The 16,107-nt window shown below is 68.6% G+C and carries 12 protein-coding genes; 2 read left to right on the top strand and 10 right to left on the bottom strand.

Going from position 1 to position 16,107, the window contains the following annotated elements:
* Window positions 1-80 precede the first annotated feature (80 nt).
* From DN412_RS35935 to chrA, 8 genes are all read right to left on the bottom strand, one after another.
* On the bottom strand, window positions 81-260 hold the full coding sequence (locus DN412_RS35935) for a hypothetical protein (protein ID WP_115215907.1): 180 nt from the start codon (window positions 258-260) through the stop codon (window positions 81-83).
* A 154-nt stretch (window positions 261-414) separates the two neighbouring features.
* Window positions 415-2,847 carry a penicillin acylase family protein gene (locus DN412_RS35930; protein ID WP_115215906.1) on the bottom strand — a complete coding sequence of 811 codons (2,433 nt, stop codon included), beginning with the start codon at window positions 2,845-2,847 and terminating at the stop codon, window positions 415-417.
* Between the two features lie 134 nt (window positions 2,848-2,981).
* Window positions 2,982-4,571: a sulfite reductase subunit alpha gene (locus DN412_RS35925; RefSeq protein ID WP_115215905.1), complete on the bottom strand. Its 1,590-nt coding sequence runs from the start codon at window positions 4,569-4,571 to the stop codon at window positions 2,982-2,984.
* An 11-nt stretch (window positions 4,572-4,582) separates the two neighbouring features.
* Complete coding sequence (locus tag DN412_RS35920) at window positions 4,583-5,599, bottom strand: FAD:protein FMN transferase (RefSeq protein WP_115215904.1); 1,017 nt, start codon at window positions 5,597-5,599, stop codon at window positions 4,583-4,585.
* A gap of 5 nt (window positions 5,600-5,604) precedes the next feature.
* The gene (locus DN412_RS35915) at window positions 5,605-6,444 is read right to left on the bottom strand and encodes a DUF4198 domain-containing protein (RefSeq protein ID WP_115215903.1); all 840 of its coding nucleotides are present in this window, start codon (window positions 6,442-6,444) and stop codon (window positions 5,605-5,607) included.
* 18 nt (window positions 6,445-6,462) lie between these two features.
* The gene (locus DN412_RS35910) at window positions 6,463-6,987 is read right to left on the bottom strand and encodes a DUF2271 domain-containing protein (RefSeq protein WP_115215902.1); all 525 of its coding nucleotides are present in this window, start codon (window positions 6,985-6,987) and stop codon (window positions 6,463-6,465) included.
* 55 nt (window positions 6,988-7,042) lie between these two features.
* Window positions 7,043-7,699 (bottom strand): PepSY-associated TM helix domain-containing protein, encoded by a 657-nt coding sequence (locus tag DN412_RS35905; protein WP_115215901.1) that lies wholly within the window; start codon window positions 7,697-7,699, stop codon window positions 7,043-7,045.
* A gap of 342 nt (window positions 7,700-8,041) precedes the next feature.
* Window positions 8,042-9,265: a chromate efflux transporter gene (gene chrA / locus DN412_RS35900; protein WP_115215900.1), complete on the bottom strand. Its 1,224-nt coding sequence runs from the start codon at window positions 9,263-9,265 to the stop codon at window positions 8,042-8,044.
* A gap of 362 nt (window positions 9,266-9,627) precedes the next feature.
* Between chrA and DN412_RS35895 the strand changes: the two genes are divergently transcribed.
* Window positions 9,628-11,184, top strand: a complete 1,557-nt coding sequence (locus tag DN412_RS35895) for a methyl-accepting chemotaxis protein (RefSeq protein ID WP_115215899.1) — start codon at window positions 9,628-9,630, stop codon at window positions 11,182-11,184.
* A 133-nt stretch (window positions 11,185-11,317) separates the two neighbouring features.
* A complete protein-coding gene (locus DN412_RS35890) occupies window positions 11,318-11,569 on the top strand; it encodes a GlsB/YeaQ/YmgE family stress response membrane protein (protein WP_078201551.1) in 252 nt (83 codons plus the stop codon).
* On the opposite strand, the gene DN412_RS35885 is transcribed toward DN412_RS35890, so the two are convergent.
* Both DN412_RS35885 and DN412_RS35880 read right to left on the bottom strand, forming a co-directional pair.
* Complete coding sequence (locus DN412_RS35885; protein ID WP_115215898.1) at window positions 11,542-14,793, bottom strand: transglycosylase domain-containing protein; 3,252 nt, start codon at window positions 14,791-14,793, stop codon at window positions 11,542-11,544. The genes DN412_RS35890 and DN412_RS35885 overlap by 28 nt on opposite strands.
* A gap of 225 nt (window positions 14,794-15,018) precedes the next feature.
* The gene (locus DN412_RS35880) at window positions 15,019-16,056 is read right to left on the bottom strand and encodes an aldo/keto reductase (RefSeq protein ID WP_115215897.1); all 1,038 of its coding nucleotides are present in this window, start codon (window positions 16,054-16,056) and stop codon (window positions 15,019-15,021) included.
* Window positions 16,057-16,107: the final 51 nt, after the last annotated feature.

Raw genomic sequence — 16,107 nt, 5'->3', positions numbered from 1 at the left:
GCAACCGCATCAGTTTCGCGAACGAAAAGGAATGGCTTGCAAGGAGAGAGTTATCGCGCTATGCATCCCTATGCTGAAATTCAATACTGTAGGGGGTTGACACCCTCGCCCTCATAGAAGGGCTCACCCAGTCGCTCCACCGCCTTGAATGACCCTACTGACAGCCCCGGCGCGCTGGCCGCACCCGGGACGATCAGATGATATGCCTGGCGCCCGGGCACCCTGGCGCCGTATCCGTTGAATTCGTCGATAGCGTCCATGTCTTCGCCGTTGTAGCCAACGGCCGATCATAGAAGTGGCCTTGGCGAAGACTCAATCGGACAATGCTTAAATCGCAGCGGAGAAATGCAGCGGCCCTCTCCCGCTCGCGGAAGAGGGCCGCTTTCACCAGGCCTGTTGGCCTGCATCACCCCCTCACTGCGGCACCAACTCCAAGCGCTCCCGGCTCTCCTTCTCCACCGCCTTGCGCGTATAAATCAGCGGGAAATACTCCCCCTTTGCCCACAGCGCCGCCAGGTCGCGGTAATGCGGGCTGGCCGGATTGCCCGACTGCCCCGGCGTATTGACCACGCGCGACGCATCCCAGTTGCCTACGTCCAGCACCATGCGGAACGACGCGCCGGCGGTCAGGCGGAAGTCGTTATTGCGATAGCTGGTGTTCATCGGCGTAAAGGCCGAGCCACCGATCGGGCCGGCGTTGACGTTGAATTGCTGGCGTTCCGCGTCGCTCAGGATCGGGTCCATCGGATGCGTGAACACGGCAGTGTGGAGCTTGCCCCATTGCCAGGCCCGCGGATCGGGGCCGAGCTTGGCTTCGACTTCCGCCATGGCGGCCTTCAGCGATTCAAGCATCACCGCATTGCGGCTTTCCAACGGCATCCACGGTCCGGGCTGCTCCAGCACCGCCACCACGCGCGCGGCGTCGCCGGCGCCGACCAGGCGTGCGGCTTCGGGCGGCAGCGCGGCGCGCACCACGGCCTGGCGCAGGTGTTTGCTGAACCAGACCTCGAACAGTGCCGCCGCAGCGCTGTCGGCGCGCTCGTTGCCGTTCCAGCCGCGCAGCAGGTCCAGGCCGCGGGCGAGGTGCGGGTCGTCGCTGCGCACGTCCTTGAGCAGCGCGACCACATGCTGCGCCGGCAGCGACACAGTGTCGTTCTGCCACGCCATCGAGTCCTGCACCGAGCTGCGCGCATTGGCGCCCACCACGGCCTTGAGCCGGCGCGCGCGTGAGCTGTCGCTCCATTCGTAGCCCACGCCAAGTTTCGCGGCGGGGTGATCGGGCGGGATGTTGTTCTCGTTGGCGGTGACGATATAGCCCGGCGCGGGGTTGTAGGCCCACGGCAGTTCGTCCATGTTGCGGTAGCCGGCCCACTCATAGCGGCCATCGCCAGCCACCGGCGTGAGGCCGTCCCAGTTGGGACGCTTGACGGTCAACCCGCCCGGAATCCAGCCGATATTGCCGCTGGTGTCGGCATAGACCTGGTTTTCGCCGGGCGCGCCCCAGCGGTTCATGGCGGCGCGGAACTGGTCCCAGTTGCGCGCGCGCATATAGTCCATCGAGCCAAAGTACGGCGCCATGCCGTAGTCGAGCCACGCGGCGCGCAGCGCCCAGGCGTGCGCGCGGCCGATATCGGCGACCAGCACCGGGCCGTGGCGGGTGAAGTCGATGGTGACCTTGCGCGGCGTGGGCTCGCCCTTGACCGCGATCTCTTCGGTGACGGTCTCCATCGGTTCCCAGCGGCCCTTGTACTTGTACTCGTGCGGGTTGGCCGGGTTCAGCTCGTAGCCGTAGAGGTCTTCCTGGTCCATGTAGAAGCGCGTCAGCCCGAAGGCGATGGTGCCGTTGTGCCCGATCGAGATGCCGGGCAGGAACGGTTCGCCGGCGCCGATCACCGACATGCCCGGCGCGTTCAGGTGGCTGATGTAGCGCAGGCTGGGCGCGCCGTGCGAGCGGTGCGGGTCGTTGGCCAGGATCGGGCGGCCGGTGGTGGTGCGCTTGCCGCCGATGACCCAGTTGTTCGAACCGAGGCTGCGGCCGGTGTCGCTGTTGGGGTCCACCAGGGCGTAGAGCTGGTCGAGCGGGATGCTGGCGTCCAGCGCGTTGCCCCACGCCTCCTTCGGGAAGCGCGCGGCGGCGGTGGCCAGTTCGTAGGCGCGGCGCAGTTCGGCGGCGGGGACCGTGCAGGGGTCGATGCCGGGGTTGAACCTGGGTTCGATCGGCGGGTCGAGTTCGCGGCGCAACCAGTCGGCGCGCGGGGCGTCCTTTTTTGCCTGGCAATAGAGCTGGGCGCGTTCGACCTCGCCGGTGAAGTTCAGCGTCAGGCCGTGGTGGCGGATGCGGACGATGTCTTCGGCCTGCCAGCGCGCGGGCTTGTAGCTGAGCTTGCGGAATTCGGGCGGCAGCAACTCGGGCTTCTGTTCGGTCAATGCCACGTAGGCGTTCACCCCCGCGACAAAGGCCTCGGCCACGCGCTTGGCGTCGGAGCCATAGGCCAGCCATTCGCGGTACATGTCGCCGCGGAACAGCACTGCGCGCGCCATGCGGTCGCCTTCGGCATAGGCCGGCCCGAAGTCCCTGGCCATCTCACCGAGTCCGCGCTTGCGCCACAGGTCGATCTGCCACAGGCGATCGCGCGCGGCCATGAAACCCTGCACATAGAAGGCGTCGTAGAGTGTGCCGGCATAGATATGCGGCACGCCCCAGCGGTCGACCAGCACGCTGGCGGGCTTTTCCAGGCCGGGCACGGCAAGCACGTTGTTGCGGGCGGGGGCTTCGGCCATGGCGGCCGGGATGGCTGTGGCGAGCAGGGCCAGCGCAGCGGCCAGGCGGCGGGGGGTGCGTAACATCAGGTCTCCTCGGTGTTGTTGGTGTCGTGATTAGCTGCAGATGCTTTGCAGTTCACACCGAAGATAGTGCATGGCCGGCCTGCGCGCGAGCCACGCGGCCGATCTCCGCACGGTACATGTGGCGGCAGGTCCGCTTAGTAGACGTCGCGGCGGTAGCGGCCCTCGTCGGCAAGCCGGCGCAGCGCGTCTTCGCCGAGGATTTCAACGAGGGCGTCATGGACGCCGCCGGCCATGCCCTGCAGGCTGCCGCAGACGTAGATGGCCGCGCCGTCCGTCACCCACTGGCGCACGGTATCGCCCTGCGCGCGCAGGGCGTCCTGCACGTAGCGCGGTCCGCCGCCGTCGCGCGACCAGGCGTGGTCCACGCGCTGCAGCGTGCCGTCGGCCTGCCATGCGGCCAGTTCTTCAGCATAGAAGGCGTCATGCAGCGCCGAGCGTTCGCCGAACAGCAGCCAGTTGCGGTGCTGCCGGGCCATAGCGCGGGCCTTGAGTTGCGCGCGCAGCCCGGCCAGCCCGGTGCCGTTGCCGACCAGGATCAGGGGCCGGTCGTCGGCCGGCGGGTGGAAGCTGCGGTTGGTGCGGATGCGCAGTGCGATGCGCGCGCCAACGGCCGCGTGTTCGGTCAGCCAGCCCGAGGTCAGGCCCAGGCGGCCGTCGTCGTGGCAGGTCCGCCGCACCAGCAGCTCAAGCTGGCCATCCTGCGGCAGCGAGGCGATCGAATACTCGCGGTGTGGCAGTGGCGACAGCGCATCGACCAGTTGCTGCGGCGGCAGGCCCTGGCCCTGCATCGCCGTGAAGTGCGGTTCGGGCAATGGCATGCGCGTGGCCATGGCCTCGGTGAGCGTGGTGTCGTGGCCATCGCAGCGCACGGGCGTGGTGCCGTCCAGGCCAAGGCGCGCCAGCAGCCGGTCGACGTCGGCCGGTGCGTGGCACGGGCCGATCTCGGCGATGTCGCCGGCCTGCCAGTCCGGCATGCCGCCATCCTGCGGCGCCAGCGCCAGGTGGAATGCCGGCGCGCCCTGGCTGCCGGGATTCAGGTGGTGGCGTTGCGCCAGCTGCCAGCTGCCATAGCGTGGACGTTCCCAGTCGGCGATCTCGGCGCCACCGCTCAGCGCCGACAGGTGGTTCTGCCAGTGGCGCAATGCGCCGGCGTCGCCGTTGTCGACTTCGACCAGGTCAAAGAGCGGCTGGGCGCGGTGGCGCTGCAGCCAGCTTTCAAGGGTATGGCCGAAGGCGCAGAAGCGCGCGTAGCTGCTGTCGCCAAGCGCAAGGATGCCGTAGCGCAACTGCTGCAGGCAATCCGCGCCTCCCAGCAGGCGGCGCGCAAAGCCGGACGCGCTGTCGGGGGCGTCGCCCTCGCCGGTAGTGCTGACCACAAACAATGCCTGACGGCATGCCCGCAGGCGCCGCGCATCGACATCGGCCAGCGACAGCAGCTGCACCGGCATGCCCGCGCCCTGCAGTGCGGTGGCGGTCTGCAGCGCAAGCTGTTCGGCAAACCCGGTCTGGGAGGCATAGGCAATCAGCGTCGCGCCCGCCTCAGTGCCTGCGAGTGCCGCCACGCGCGCGCGCCGCTGGCGATGGTGGGCAACCACTGCGCTGCAGAAGCCCACGTAGGCGGCCACCACGCCGGCCGCCATGGCCATGCGCGACGGCCCCAGCACGGACAGCGCGACGCCGCCGGCCACGGCGAGCCAGCTTGCGCCGGTGATAGCGGACAGCATGGCCCTGGTGCTCATGCCAGCATCGCGGCGAAGGCCGGGGAAAGATGTTCGTCGAAGCCGCCCGGCGTGCGCACCAGGAAGCGCGCGGCGATGCCGTGGCGGCGCGCGTGCGCCATGCCGGCTTCGGGGCCCAGCACGGTCAGCGCGGTAGAGAGCGCATCGGCCAGCAGGCACTGGGCATGGATCACCGTGACAGAGGCCAGCGCGTGGCTGGCCGGATAGCCCGTGCGCGGATCGATGGTGTGGGCGTAGCGGCGGCCGCCGCGGTCGAAGTAGCGGCGGTAGTCGCCAGAGGTGGCGACGGACAGGCCGTGCAGGGCCACCAGCGTCTGCCCCGCGGCATCGCTGTCCGGCCCCGGGGGCGTTTCCAGCGCGACCCACCACGGCATGCCGTCGGGCTTGACGCCATGGCCGCGCAGTTCGCCGCCGATTTCGGTAAGGTGGTGGTCCAGGCCTTGCCCGCACAGGTAGCGTGCCACCGCGTCGACGGCGAAGCCCTTGGCGATGGCGCAGAAGTCCAGCGACACGCCGCCCGGTTGCCAGGCGCGCCGGCCCGCGGCATCGACTTCGATGCGGGCCCAGCCGCAGCGGCCGCGCGCGGCATGCACCGCGTCGGGCGATGGCGGCGCACTGCGCGCCGGGGCTGGACCGAAGCCCCACAGGTCGACCAGCGGTCCGGCGCTCGGGTCATAAGCGCCGCCGCTGTCGCGCGCCACCTGCAGCGCGCATTGCAGCACCGCGAAGCAGTCTTCGGGCAGCGCGTGCCAGCTGCCCGGTGCCGCGCGGTTGAAACGGCTGAGGTCCGAATCCGCTGCCCAGTTGCTCATCTGCGCGATCACGCCATTGAGCACGGCCTGGATGCCGGCGGCGATGGCGTCGGCATCCACGGCCGGCGGCAGCAGCGCTGCCACCGACCAGGTCGTTCCCATGGTCGCGCCACCCCAGCGCTGCAGCCGCGTATCGGCGGCCGGCGGCTGCGAGGGCGCGGTCAGCGCAACGGGGATCAGGACGCGGTTCAAACCCGGCAACCGGCTTATTGCGGCAGCACTTCCACCGTCACCGCGTAGACGGCGCGGCGCGACTTGGCCTGCTTGAAGGTGGTCTGGTCGTCCTTCACTTCGGCTTCCATCCAGTACATGCCGGGGGCCGGCCACTTGACGCTGAACTTGCCGTCGGCGTCGGTGGTGGCGCTGAACTCCTGCAGCTGGTCGCGGTAGCGGATGCCGCCCGGCACCACCGATACCTTCAGGTTGCTGGCAGGCTTGCCGTCGAGCAGCAAGCGGAAGCTGGCGGTGTCGCCCGCGACCAGGTCGTTCGGGTGCGTGATCGGCGCCAGCTCCAGGCCGCGCCCGACGGTGCGCAGGCCCTTGTCGCTGGGCTTGCCGGCGGTGACGAAGGATTCGATGCGGCCTTCGGCCTGCGTGACCTGCAGCTCTTGCGCACTGGCCGGGACTTCCCTGGCGAAGCTCTCGGCGGTGCCGCGCCAGCGCTTGGTCTGGCCGTCGACCTTGTAGCTGGCGAGGAGACCGTTGTTGACCACGGCCACGCGGTACGTGCCCGGCTGGGTCAGATGCAGGTCGAAGGTGCTGCGGTACTTGCCGGTGGCCGCGTTCTCGGCCTTGACGGCGCTGCCGTCGGGCGCGGTCACCTGCAGGTTGTCGAGCCGCATCGGCACGTGCTCGAAATAGAACAGGTCGTTGGAGACCGCGGCGTCCACGGTCACCCACGGATCGCTGCCGGACAACACGGTGGCCGATGGCAGCAGCCACTGGCGGTGCGCGTGCGCGGCCAGCGGCGCCAGGGCGGCCAGGGCGAGCACGGCGACACGGGTGGCCATGCGGGAAGATGCGACGGACATGCGGGAGGGTTTCATCGTCTGGCTCCGGAAAGATTACGGCTTCAGTTCGACGGTCACGCCGCCGAGTTCGTGTTCGCCCTTGGCGCGGGCAGTCTGTGCCGCTTGCGGCGGCCACGTGAACGGCACGCGCAGCAGCTCGCGCCCGCCCACTTCACGCGCGGCTTCCACCACCAGCTGGTAGTTGCCCGCGGGCAACTTGCCCAGCGGCGCCTTGCCGTCGCTGAAGCTCACGCTGTGCTCGCCCGGCGCGCGCGTGGCGCCGGAAATGCCGTCCGCCGGCATGTGCAGGTCGCGGCCGGCCTTGCGCCACCACTGGCGCATGTCCTTGAGCCACTTGGTGCCTTCGCCATCCTTTTGCTTGCCGTCGTACCAGACCGCCAGGGTCTGCACCGGGCTCTGGTCGGCGCGCTCGACCCACATCGCTACATAGGGGCGGTGGTATTCGGCCACGTTCAGGCGCGGGATTTCGACCTTGACGTTCAGGTCCGCGGCCAGGGCGGGGCCGGCCAGGGGAACCGCGGCCATGCCGGTCAGGGTGACGGAGAGCAGTCGGCGCATATCGGGAGAACCTCGTCAGTGAGATGCAGGAAGGAAAACGATCAGAACGGCTGAATCAGTGGATGAACAGGATCGCCAGCAGCACCGGCACCACCAGCCCTAGCCCCACCAGTGGCCACGTCGCTACGCGCCCGCCCACATGCAGCTTGAGCAGGAACAGGCCGGTCACGCTGAAGACCAGGCATGCCAGTGCGAACACATCCAGGAACAGGCTCCACGCGTGGCCCGTATTGCGGCCCTTGTGCAGGTCGTTCAGGTAAGAGATGGCGCCGCGCGTGGTCTTCTCGTACTGGGCATCGCCGCTGTCGAGATCGATGCTGACCCAGGCGTCGCCGCCCGGGCGCGGCAGCGCCACGTAGATTTCGCCGGCGGACCATTCGGCCTCGCGCCCGCTGGCGTCGATGTCCAGCGCCTGCGCCAGCCAGCCGGCGAGCACCGCCGGCACCGGCGCCTTCCTTTCACGCGCCTGTGCATCGCCGGCCGGCGCTTCGGCTCGCACCTTGTCGAGCACGCGCGTGGGCATGGTGGCGTGGCGCGTCTCGACCGCGGGCCTGGCCTCGATCTGCGCGGCGTGGTTGAGCGTGAAGCCGGTGACGGCAAACAGCACCATCCCGATCAGGCAGATCGCGGAGCTGATCCAGTGCCACTGGTGGAGATGCTTGAGCCAGAAGGCGCGGCGCTGCTGGCCGGAGGCCGGCTGGGTTTCGGTCATTGCGGTGGGTTGGAAAGCCGCCCCGGGCAGGGGGCTGGCCCTGGTGTCCTGATTGCAGAAGCGCCGTCCCGGACACTTCGAAGGACCGAGATGTGTCATTATCTGCACAATGACCGACGCAAGAGAGAAGGATAATCGTTCGCATTTGAATGTGCAAACGCTCCGCTCCCTGCCGGGGTTACAGTGCATTACAAGTCTGAAGACAGCAGCAGGCGTCGTGATTGAAGCCAAGGCCACGCAGCCGGTGCTCGGGACTCATTTATCGCTCATGAGTGAGCGATAAACAGACTTTGGCGCTTACTTGTGAGCGCTAATCGACATCAGCGGTTGACGCTTGTTCGTTCAGGCAAGCATGCCAGCCACCCAACCCGCCACGCCGCTGGCCACCACCACCAGCCACGGTGGCAGCTTCCACACCATCAGCGCGACCAGCGCCAGGGCCACCAGCACGATATCCAGCGGGCCGTGCACCGCGCTGGTCCACACGGGATTCCACAGCGCCGCCAGCAGCAGCCCGACCACGCCGGCATTGACGCCCGCCAGCGCCGCCTGCGCGCGCTGGTTGCGGCGCAGGCTTTCCCAGAACGGCAGCGCACCGACCACCAGGAGTGCGCCGGGCAGGAAAATCGCCAGCGTGCACAGCAGACCGCCGGCCAGCCCGGTTGGCGGCGTCTGCATCGACGTGCCCAGGAAGGCGGCAAAGGTGAACAACGGACCCGGCATGGCCTGGGTCGCGCCATAGCCAGCCAGGAAGGTCTCCTTGCCAACCCAGCCCGGGGCTACTACCGCCGCATCCAGCAGCGGCAGCACCACGTGCCCGCCGCCGAACACCAGCGCGCCGGCACGGTAGAAGGCATCGAACTCGCGCACGGCAGGATCGACTGCCAGTTTTACCAGCATCGGCAATCCGGCCAGCAGCGCGGCAAACAGCACTAGGGCCAGCACGCCGGCGCGATGGGTGACCGGCAGGCCCAGCGGTTCATGGGCGCCGGCCAGGGTCGGCCGCACCAGGGCCATGCCGGCGGCCGCGGCGGCGGCCATCACGGCCACTTGTATCCACGGACCCGGCAGCGCCAGCACGGTGCCGGCGGCAATCAGCATGATGGCGATGCGCACAGGCCCAATGACGAGGCTGCGCGCCATGCCCCAGACCGCCTGCGCCACCACCGCCACCGCCACCAGCTTCAGCCCGTGCAGCAGGCCCGGCGCCGCGGCCATGCCGTAGTGCGCCACGCCCAGTGCGAACAGGATCATGGCCAGCGCCGAAGGCAGCGTGAAACCCACCCAGGCTGCCAGCGCGCCGCCGTAGCCGGCGCGCGCCAACCCCAGCGCAATGCCGGTCTGGCTGCTGGCCGGGCCGGGCAGACACTGGCACAACGCCACCACGTCGGCATAGGCAGCCTCGCTCATCCAGCGGCGGCGGCGCACCAACTCCTCGCGGAAATACGCCAGGTGGGCAACGGGTCCGCCAAAGGACGTCAGCCCGAGCCGCAGGAAGGTCAGGAATACGGCAAGCGGCCCGTCATGGCCACGGGCGTCGTCGGAGGGGCTGGGCAGGCTGGCCATGGCGTTTGCGGGGTAAATGAATGGCTTCGTCGGGCAGCGCAGATTCTGACCGATTTTGGCAGGCATGGCGTCATGGAGAGAGGTTCGCAGCACTCATCACACGCTACCACACCTGACAAGATGCGCATGACGCACAAACCAGAGCCAAGGCTATTGAAACCAATTAACCACACCGCACGTGTGGCCACACTACCTCAATCAAGTTACCAACACTTTGCGCCGTTATGCCGCTGACGCATACGCACGCGCGCCTGCCGCTCCCAGCGCCAGGCGCACCGACAGGCGCCGCCGATCAGCGGCGCCGCGATGCGCGGTCACCGATGAGAAAAGCGCAGAGCGCGGAAGAAGGAGGAGTGGAAGCAATGCTGCACAACCTGAGCCTGAAGAAGAAGCTGCTGTTACCGCTGGTGCTGAGCTGGGTCTGCCTGCTCGGCATCACCCTGTGGAACGCCTGGCATATCCGCACGCTGCGCATGGAGGAGCGTCGCCTCGACCTGGTCCATGTGACCGATACGGCGATGTCAGTGCTGGCCGAGTACGAGGCCCTGGCCAAGGCCGGCAAGATGGCGGAGGAAGAGGCCAGGCAACAGGCCATCGCGCGCGTGCGTGTGATGCGCTACGGCAGCGACGGCTATTTCACCCTGACGCTCCCCGATGCCACCGTGCTGATGCATCCGTTCAAGCCGGAGATGAACGGCAAGTCCATGGGAGACACCAAGGACGCCAACGGCTTCTATCTGTTCCGTGAGATCTCCGCGATCGGCAAGGGCGCGGGCACGGGTTTCATCGAGTACATCTGGCCCAAGCCCGGCGCCGAGGCGCCTCAGCCCAAGCTTGGCTATGTCGCCACCTTCCGGCCATGGAACTGGATCTGCACCACCGGCCTGTACCTGGACGACATCGAGGCCGCGTTCCGCGCCGAGCTGATGAAGACGTTCGGCATCCTGCTGGGGGTCGGGGTGCTGATGTCGGTGGTGATGGTGCGCGTGGCCGCCAGCCTGCAGCGCCAGTTGGGCGGTGAACCCTCCACCACGGCGCACATTGCCGGGCGCATTGCCGAAGGCGACCTGGCCAGCCAGGTCGAGGTGCGCCCCGGCGACGAGCACAGCGTCCTCTATGCGGTGCATCGCATGCAATCGCGCCTGACCGGGGCGATCGGCAGCATCCGCGGCTCGGCCGATTCGATCGCGGGAGCGGCCAAGCAGATCGCCGCGGGCAACGCCGACCTGTCGCGCCGCAGCGAGGAGCAGGCCGCGTCGCTGGAGGAAACCGCCGCCAGCATGGAGCAGCTCACCAGCACCGTGCGCCAGAGCGCCGAGAACGCGCGCCAGGCCAGCCACCTGGCCGAAGGCGCATCGGACATCGCCGTACGCGGCGGCACCATCGTCAGCCAGGTGGTGGACACCATGGGCGAGATCAAGAACGCCTCCGGCAAGGTGGTCGACATCATCGGCGTGATCGAGGGCATTGCCTTCCAGACCAACATTCTCGCGCTCAACGCCGCGGTGGAAGCGGCGCGTGCCGGCGACCAGGGCCGCGGCTTCGCCGTGGTGGCCGGCGAGGTGCGCACGCTGGCGCAGCGCAGCGCCACCGCAGCCAAGGAGATCAAGGCCCTGATCGGCAACTCGGCGCAACGCGTGGAGGACGGCGCGGTGCTGGTCGAGAGCGCCGGCAAGGCGATGGGCGAGATCGTGGACGCGGTCAAGCGCGTGACCGACCTGATGGGCGAGATGCGCGCGGCCACCGAGGAGCAGACCGGCGGCATCGAGCAGGTCAACCAGGCGGTGTCGCAGATGGACCAGATGGCGCAGCAGAATGCCGCGCTGGTGGAAGAGGCCGCGGCTGCCGCCGCATCGCTGGAAGACCAGGCCGAGGCGCTGCACCACGCTGTCGGCCAGTTCCGGCTGGCGGGGGCCTGACGGACGGGGCCTTTGCGCGTCACATGAGCGTCATACGGCTGCCGTGCCTGCGTGTATGATGAAGCGCAGCCGGCCGCACAGGCGGCCGGCGCGGCATCGGATCCTTACCGCGGACCACCTCCGGGAGCGCACCATGATGGCATTCATTGGCACCGTCTTCGTTGGCCTTATCGTCGGACTGATCGCCCGGGCGGTAAAGCCCGGCGACGACAAGATGGGTTGGATCATGACCATCGTCCTGGGGATCCTCGGTTCGATCGTCGCGGGCTACGTCGGCCGCGCGCTGGGCTGGTACCAGCCCGGGCAGCCTGCAGGCTGGATCGCGTCGGTGGTCGGCGCGATCGTGCTCCTGGTGATCTACGGCATGGTTCGCCGCAAGGGCTGACCGGCGGGGCGCACGCCGGCGGCATCCTGCGCGTCGGCCAGCGCCGGCGTGTCCGGCGCGCGCGCGGGGCCGGCAGGGTTGGCCGGCGCGGGCGACACCCTGGGCACAACCTGCGTCTGGGTCAGCGGCGCGCCGGGCACGGCTTCGGTCAGCGTCGGCGTGCGCGGGGCGCGCAGCCCCGGCGACGTATCGCGGCAACGTAGCAGCGCGCGGTCGCCGCCTGGCGCCATCGCCGATATCTGCGGCGCGATCGCGCGCAACACCCTGACCGCCAGCGCGCTGGTATAGCTGTAGCGCGCCGCGTAGGGTTCCCTGGCATTGACCACCACCGTGCCGAAGAAGCGGTCACCGAGCGTAAACACGAAAGTCGCCGAGCGGTTGACCGAGCGCGATGAAAGCAGCCGCCCGCCCGGCCCGTAGACCTGGAAGCGCTGGTCGCCGGTGCCGGTCTTGCCCGCCACCGTCAGCGTGGCGCCATTGCGGCCCGGCACCGTGAAGGCGCCCCGGATCGACTTGGCGGTGCCGCCTTCCACCACATCGAGCATCGAGCGCCGCACCACCACGGTTATCTCTTCCGGCAGCAGGCGCTTGCCCGGCGCCGGCTGCAGCACGTAGCGCGTGGCGTAGGGCGTGCCATCGGCAAAGGCCAGGCTATAAACCGCGGCGTTCTGCGAGGCCATCCCGCCAGACTGCAGGATGCCCGCCAGCTCCGCCAGCGCGGCCGGGCGGTCGCCCGAGGCGCCGATGGCGCTGGCATAGGACGGCGTCAGCGAGTCGAACGGATAGCCCAGCCGCTGCCAGCGCCGGGCAATGCGCGCGAAGGCGTCCTGCTCCAGCAGCGTGCGGATGCGGTTGTCCTGGCCCGCCTTGCTGTGCGTCTTGAACAGCCACTTGTACACTTCCTGGCGCTCGGCGGTGCTGGCGCGCAGGATCTCCGACAGCGTGGCGTTGGGGTGCTGGTCCAGGTACTCCACCATCCACAGTTCCAGCGGATGCACCCGCGACAGGTAGCCGCGGTCGTTCAGGTTGAACTTGTCCTTGCCGTACTTGCGATACAGCGCCGGCAGGTCTTCCTTGGCCAGCTGCTTGTCGCCCAGACGCGCGCGCATGATGCGGATATAGCTTTCCTCGTCCAGGGTCGGCCGCGCGCTCAGCAGCGTCACCGACATGCGCACCGCGTTCAGGTGCGGCAAGGTCATGCGCACGCGGCCCAGCAGCGTGTCCAGGCGCTGCGCCGAATCCTTGCCGCGGTAGCGCTGGTAAAAGGCGGTCATGTAGGCGCTGCCTTCCTGGTCGGCGAAACGCTCCAGGTACTCGCGCCGGCCAGGCGCGTTGCGGTCCTCGAACAGGTCGCCCATGTCAGGCTTGGCATGGAACATCTCATAGCGCACGATGTCGCGCATCATGCGAATGAACACCAGGTTGACCGAGTGCTGGAAGCCCATGCGCACGGTCATGATGCGCTCTCCCTCCCAGCGCTCGAAATTGCTGAAGCTCTGCAGGCCGCCACCGGTGTAGAAGCCTTCGCCGGCACTGCCGGAGTACTTGCGCTCCATGGCGGCCTCGAGCATCGGCATCAGCTCGCGCTCTTCCGGCCTGCGGGTCTTCATCAGGTAGTCCACCGCCCAGCGGCTGAGCGCATCCTGGCGCGCCAGGTGCACCTCAGCCAGCTCGGCGCGGCTCAAGCCGGCGTAGCGCGCTTGCAGTTCGCTGATGATCTCCAGGTAGGACACCAGCGTGCGCAGCTTGGCCGTGGAGCCCAGGTTCAGGCGTGCGCCGCTGTTGATATCGAAGGGCTGGTCGATATTGTCGGCCTGCACGCGCACCACGCTGGCATTGCCCACGCGCTCGTACAGCGTGAAGCTGGTTATCAGCTTCGACGGGTCGTCGTTGTCGCGCAGCAGGTTGTGGCCGTACAGGCCCATGGCGCGCGCATCGGCCTTGTTGTTCACGCGCTGCAGCGTCTCGGTGATGCTGCGCTGCGCTTCGCGGTTGATGGTGCTGTCCACGGTCAGGTCGAGCCGGTCCATGTCGTAGCGGCTCTGCACCCCGGTCAGCCGGGTGATATCGGTGCGCACGCGGTTGACGGCCTTGCGCGTGACAAAGGGCTCCTGCGCCGGGCGCTGCGGCGGCGCGGCCTTGTCCAGCGGCTGCACCAGCGCGGCGTCGCGCAGCTCGGGCGTGATGATGTTGTTGGCCGCCAGCAGCCGCAGGTAGCTGCCGGTCAGCGCATCCAGGTTGGTGTCGTCGCGGCGCAGGTGGTAGGACGGGCGGCGCTGCGAGATGATCAGCGACAGCGCGCGCTTGAAGGCTTGCGCCTGGCGCGGTTCAGGCGCGCGCGGGTCCATTTCCTTCAGCAGCCGGTTGACCTCGCCGAAATCCTCGCCGTACCAGACCCACAGCGCATCGCCGATGCCGTTGATCTCGCCAAAGCCCTCGCGTGCCGACAGTGGCACGGTATTCAGGTAGTCCACCACGATGCGCTCGCGCGCGCGCTGGGTGTCGGGCCCGTCCAGGTAGGCGCGCAGCGACGCCGACGCCATCTGCCGGAATTTTTCCGGGATCGAGGCGGTGCGCCCTTCGGGCGAGTGCCGGTATTTCTCGATCTGCGTGGCCAGCGTGCTGCCGCCGGGCGCGTCATGGGACTTGTCGGCCAGCCGGATCACCTGGTCCAGCACCGCGCGCGACAGCCGGCGCCAGTCCAGCGCCGGGTTCATATTGGGGTATTCGGGGTTCAGCAGGCCCTGGTTCTCGACATACAGCAAGGCGCTCACCAGCACCGTCGGCACCGCGCCGAAGTCGGGGTATTGGCGCTGCGGGTAGCGCTCGAACGCCAGCGTCAGGCCGTTGCAGTCGCGCAGCAGCAGGCCTGCCTGGTTCTTTTCCCGGTAGGGCGTGAAAAGGCCTTCGTCGATCATCCGCACCATGTCGGGCGACATGCGCGCCTGTTCGGCGGGCACGTAGCCGCGCTGCTCCAGCCGCTGCGCAAAGCGCGGCAGCTGGCCGTAGCCCATGCGGGCGTCGTAGGGTCCGGAATGCGGGAAACGGATGCTGTCGCTGGCCCCCGGCTGGATCTCGAACGTCAGGCGCTGCCCCAGGCTGCCGATCAGCCGCGCCTGCAAGTGCGAGTTGCGCACCTCGCCGGCGACCAAGCTATACACGACATAGGCGCCCCCACCAAGGGCGACCGCCAAGCCAGCGAAGATCCAGCCACGACGCGACACGTTTGGGCTTCCCTGTTGGGCCGACGCAGCGCACAAAGCCTTCGTGCACCGGCTCGAAGCGCAATGTTCTCGCGGCGCGCGCAGTGCGCGCGCCGCCTGTATTGATATTAGTAGGAGTCGCGCCAGCGTGCATCAAGCGCGCGTGCGGTCTGTGTGCCGTTGCAAACGTGCGTCACCCCAGGCAAAGCCTGCGCCACATCGGCCCGTCCAAAAGGTGACGCCTGATTATCGGCCACCCGGCTCGCGCGCCACCGGCCTTCCACCGAACGGGTAGCCGGGATCGTTGTAGCCGTGGGTCGACGCATGGCCCGGCGACACCAGCGCATCGACCATCGACTCTTCCTCGGGCGTGATCGCGACGCCAAGCGCGCCGAAGTAATCTTCGAACTGCGCCAGCGTGCGCGGCCCGGCGATGACCGACGAGATGATCGGATTGGCCAGCACCCAGGCGGTGGCGAACTGGCCCGGCGTCAGCCCGCGCGCCTCGGCATGGGCCTTGAGCCGCTGGGCAATGACCAGCGATTCCTCGCGGAACTCGGTTTCCATGATGCGGCGGTCGGCACGGCCCGCGCGCGTGCCCTCGCCCGGCGCCTGCCCCGGCGCGTACTTGCCGGTGAGCACCCCGCGCGCCACCGGGCTGTAGGGCACCACGCCCAGGCCATAGTGCTCGCACGCGGGCAGGATCTCCACTTCCGGCATGCGGTTCAGCAGGTTGTAGTACGGCTGGCACGCCACCGGGCGCGGCACCCCCAGCTCGCTGCACAGCCGTGCGATTTCGGCGATGCGCCAGCCGCGGAAGTTCGACACCGCCCAGTAGCGGATCTTGCCGCTGCGCACCAGGTCGCCCATCGCCCGCACCGCCTCTTCCAGGTTCTCGCCCGGGTAGTCGCGGTGCAGATAGAGGATGTCGATGTAGTCCGTCGCCAGCCGGTGCAGGCTGTCCTCGACGGCGCGCGTGATCCAGACCCGCGAGTAATGCCCGTGGTTGGGCGCGGCCTGCATGGCGTTGCCCAGCTTGGTGGCCAGCACCCAGTCGTGGCGCCCGGCGGTCAGCAGGCGCCCGACCATCTGCTCGGACGCGCCCTTGGTGTACACGTCGGCGGTATCGATAAAGTTCACGCCGTGGTCACGCGCGCTGGCAACGATGCGGCCAGCCTCGGCCTCATCGGTCTGGTCGGCGAACATCATGGTGCCCAGGCACAGCGCCGAGACGCGCAGGTTGCTGGCTCCGAGGCGGCGGTAGGGCATGGAGAATGCTGACATGGTGGTTCCCTTGGGTGGCGTACCCCACATTCTGCCGGGACTTGGCCCGGC

It is taken from the genome of Cupriavidus lacunae, from assembly GCF_003353055.1.
Taxonomy (GTDB): Bacteria; Pseudomonadota; Gammaproteobacteria; order Burkholderiales; family Burkholderiaceae; genus Cupriavidus; species Cupriavidus lacunae.
The sequence above is the reverse complement of the archived record's forward strand: the minus strand, read 5'-3'. Positions and strand labels throughout refer to the sequence as shown.

Excerpts from the sequence above, each read along its gene's own strand:
- DN412_RS35935 (WP_115215907.1), bottom strand. The coding sequence starts at position 260 with ATGGACGCTATCGACGAATTCAACGGATACGGCGCCAGGGTGCCCGGG.
- DN412_RS35930 (WP_115215906.1), bottom strand. The coding sequence starts at position 2,847 with ATGTTACGCACCCCCCGCCGCCTGGCCGCTGCGCTGGCCCTGCTCGCC.
- DN412_RS35925 (WP_115215905.1), bottom strand. The coding sequence starts at position 4,571 with ATGCTGTCCGCTATCACCGGCGCAAGCTGGCTCGCCGTGGCCGGCGGC.
- DN412_RS35915 (WP_115215903.1), bottom strand. The coding sequence starts at position 6,444 with ATGAAACCCTCCCGCATGTCCGTCGCATCTTCCCGCATGGCCACCCGT.
- DN412_RS35910 (WP_115215902.1), bottom strand. The coding sequence starts at position 6,987 with ATGCGCCGACTGCTCTCCGTCACCCTGACCGGCATGGCCGCGGTTCCC.
- DN412_RS35905 (WP_115215901.1), bottom strand. The coding sequence starts at position 7,699 with ATGACCGAAACCCAGCCGGCCTCCGGCCAGCAGCGCCGCGCCTTCTGG.
- chrA (WP_115215900.1), bottom strand. The coding sequence starts at position 9,265 with ATGGCCAGCCTGCCCAGCCCCTCCGACGACGCCCGTGGCCATGACGGG.
- DN412_RS35895 (WP_115215899.1), top strand. The coding sequence starts at position 9,628 with ATGCTGCACAACCTGAGCCTGAAGAAGAAGCTGCTGTTACCGCTGGTG.
- DN412_RS35890 (WP_078201551.1), top strand. The coding sequence starts at position 11,318 with ATGATGGCATTCATTGGCACCGTCTTCGTTGGCCTTATCGTCGGACTG.
- DN412_RS35880 (WP_115215897.1), bottom strand. The coding sequence starts at position 16,056 with ATGTCAGCATTCTCCATGCCCTACCGCCGCCTCGGAGCCAGCAACCTG.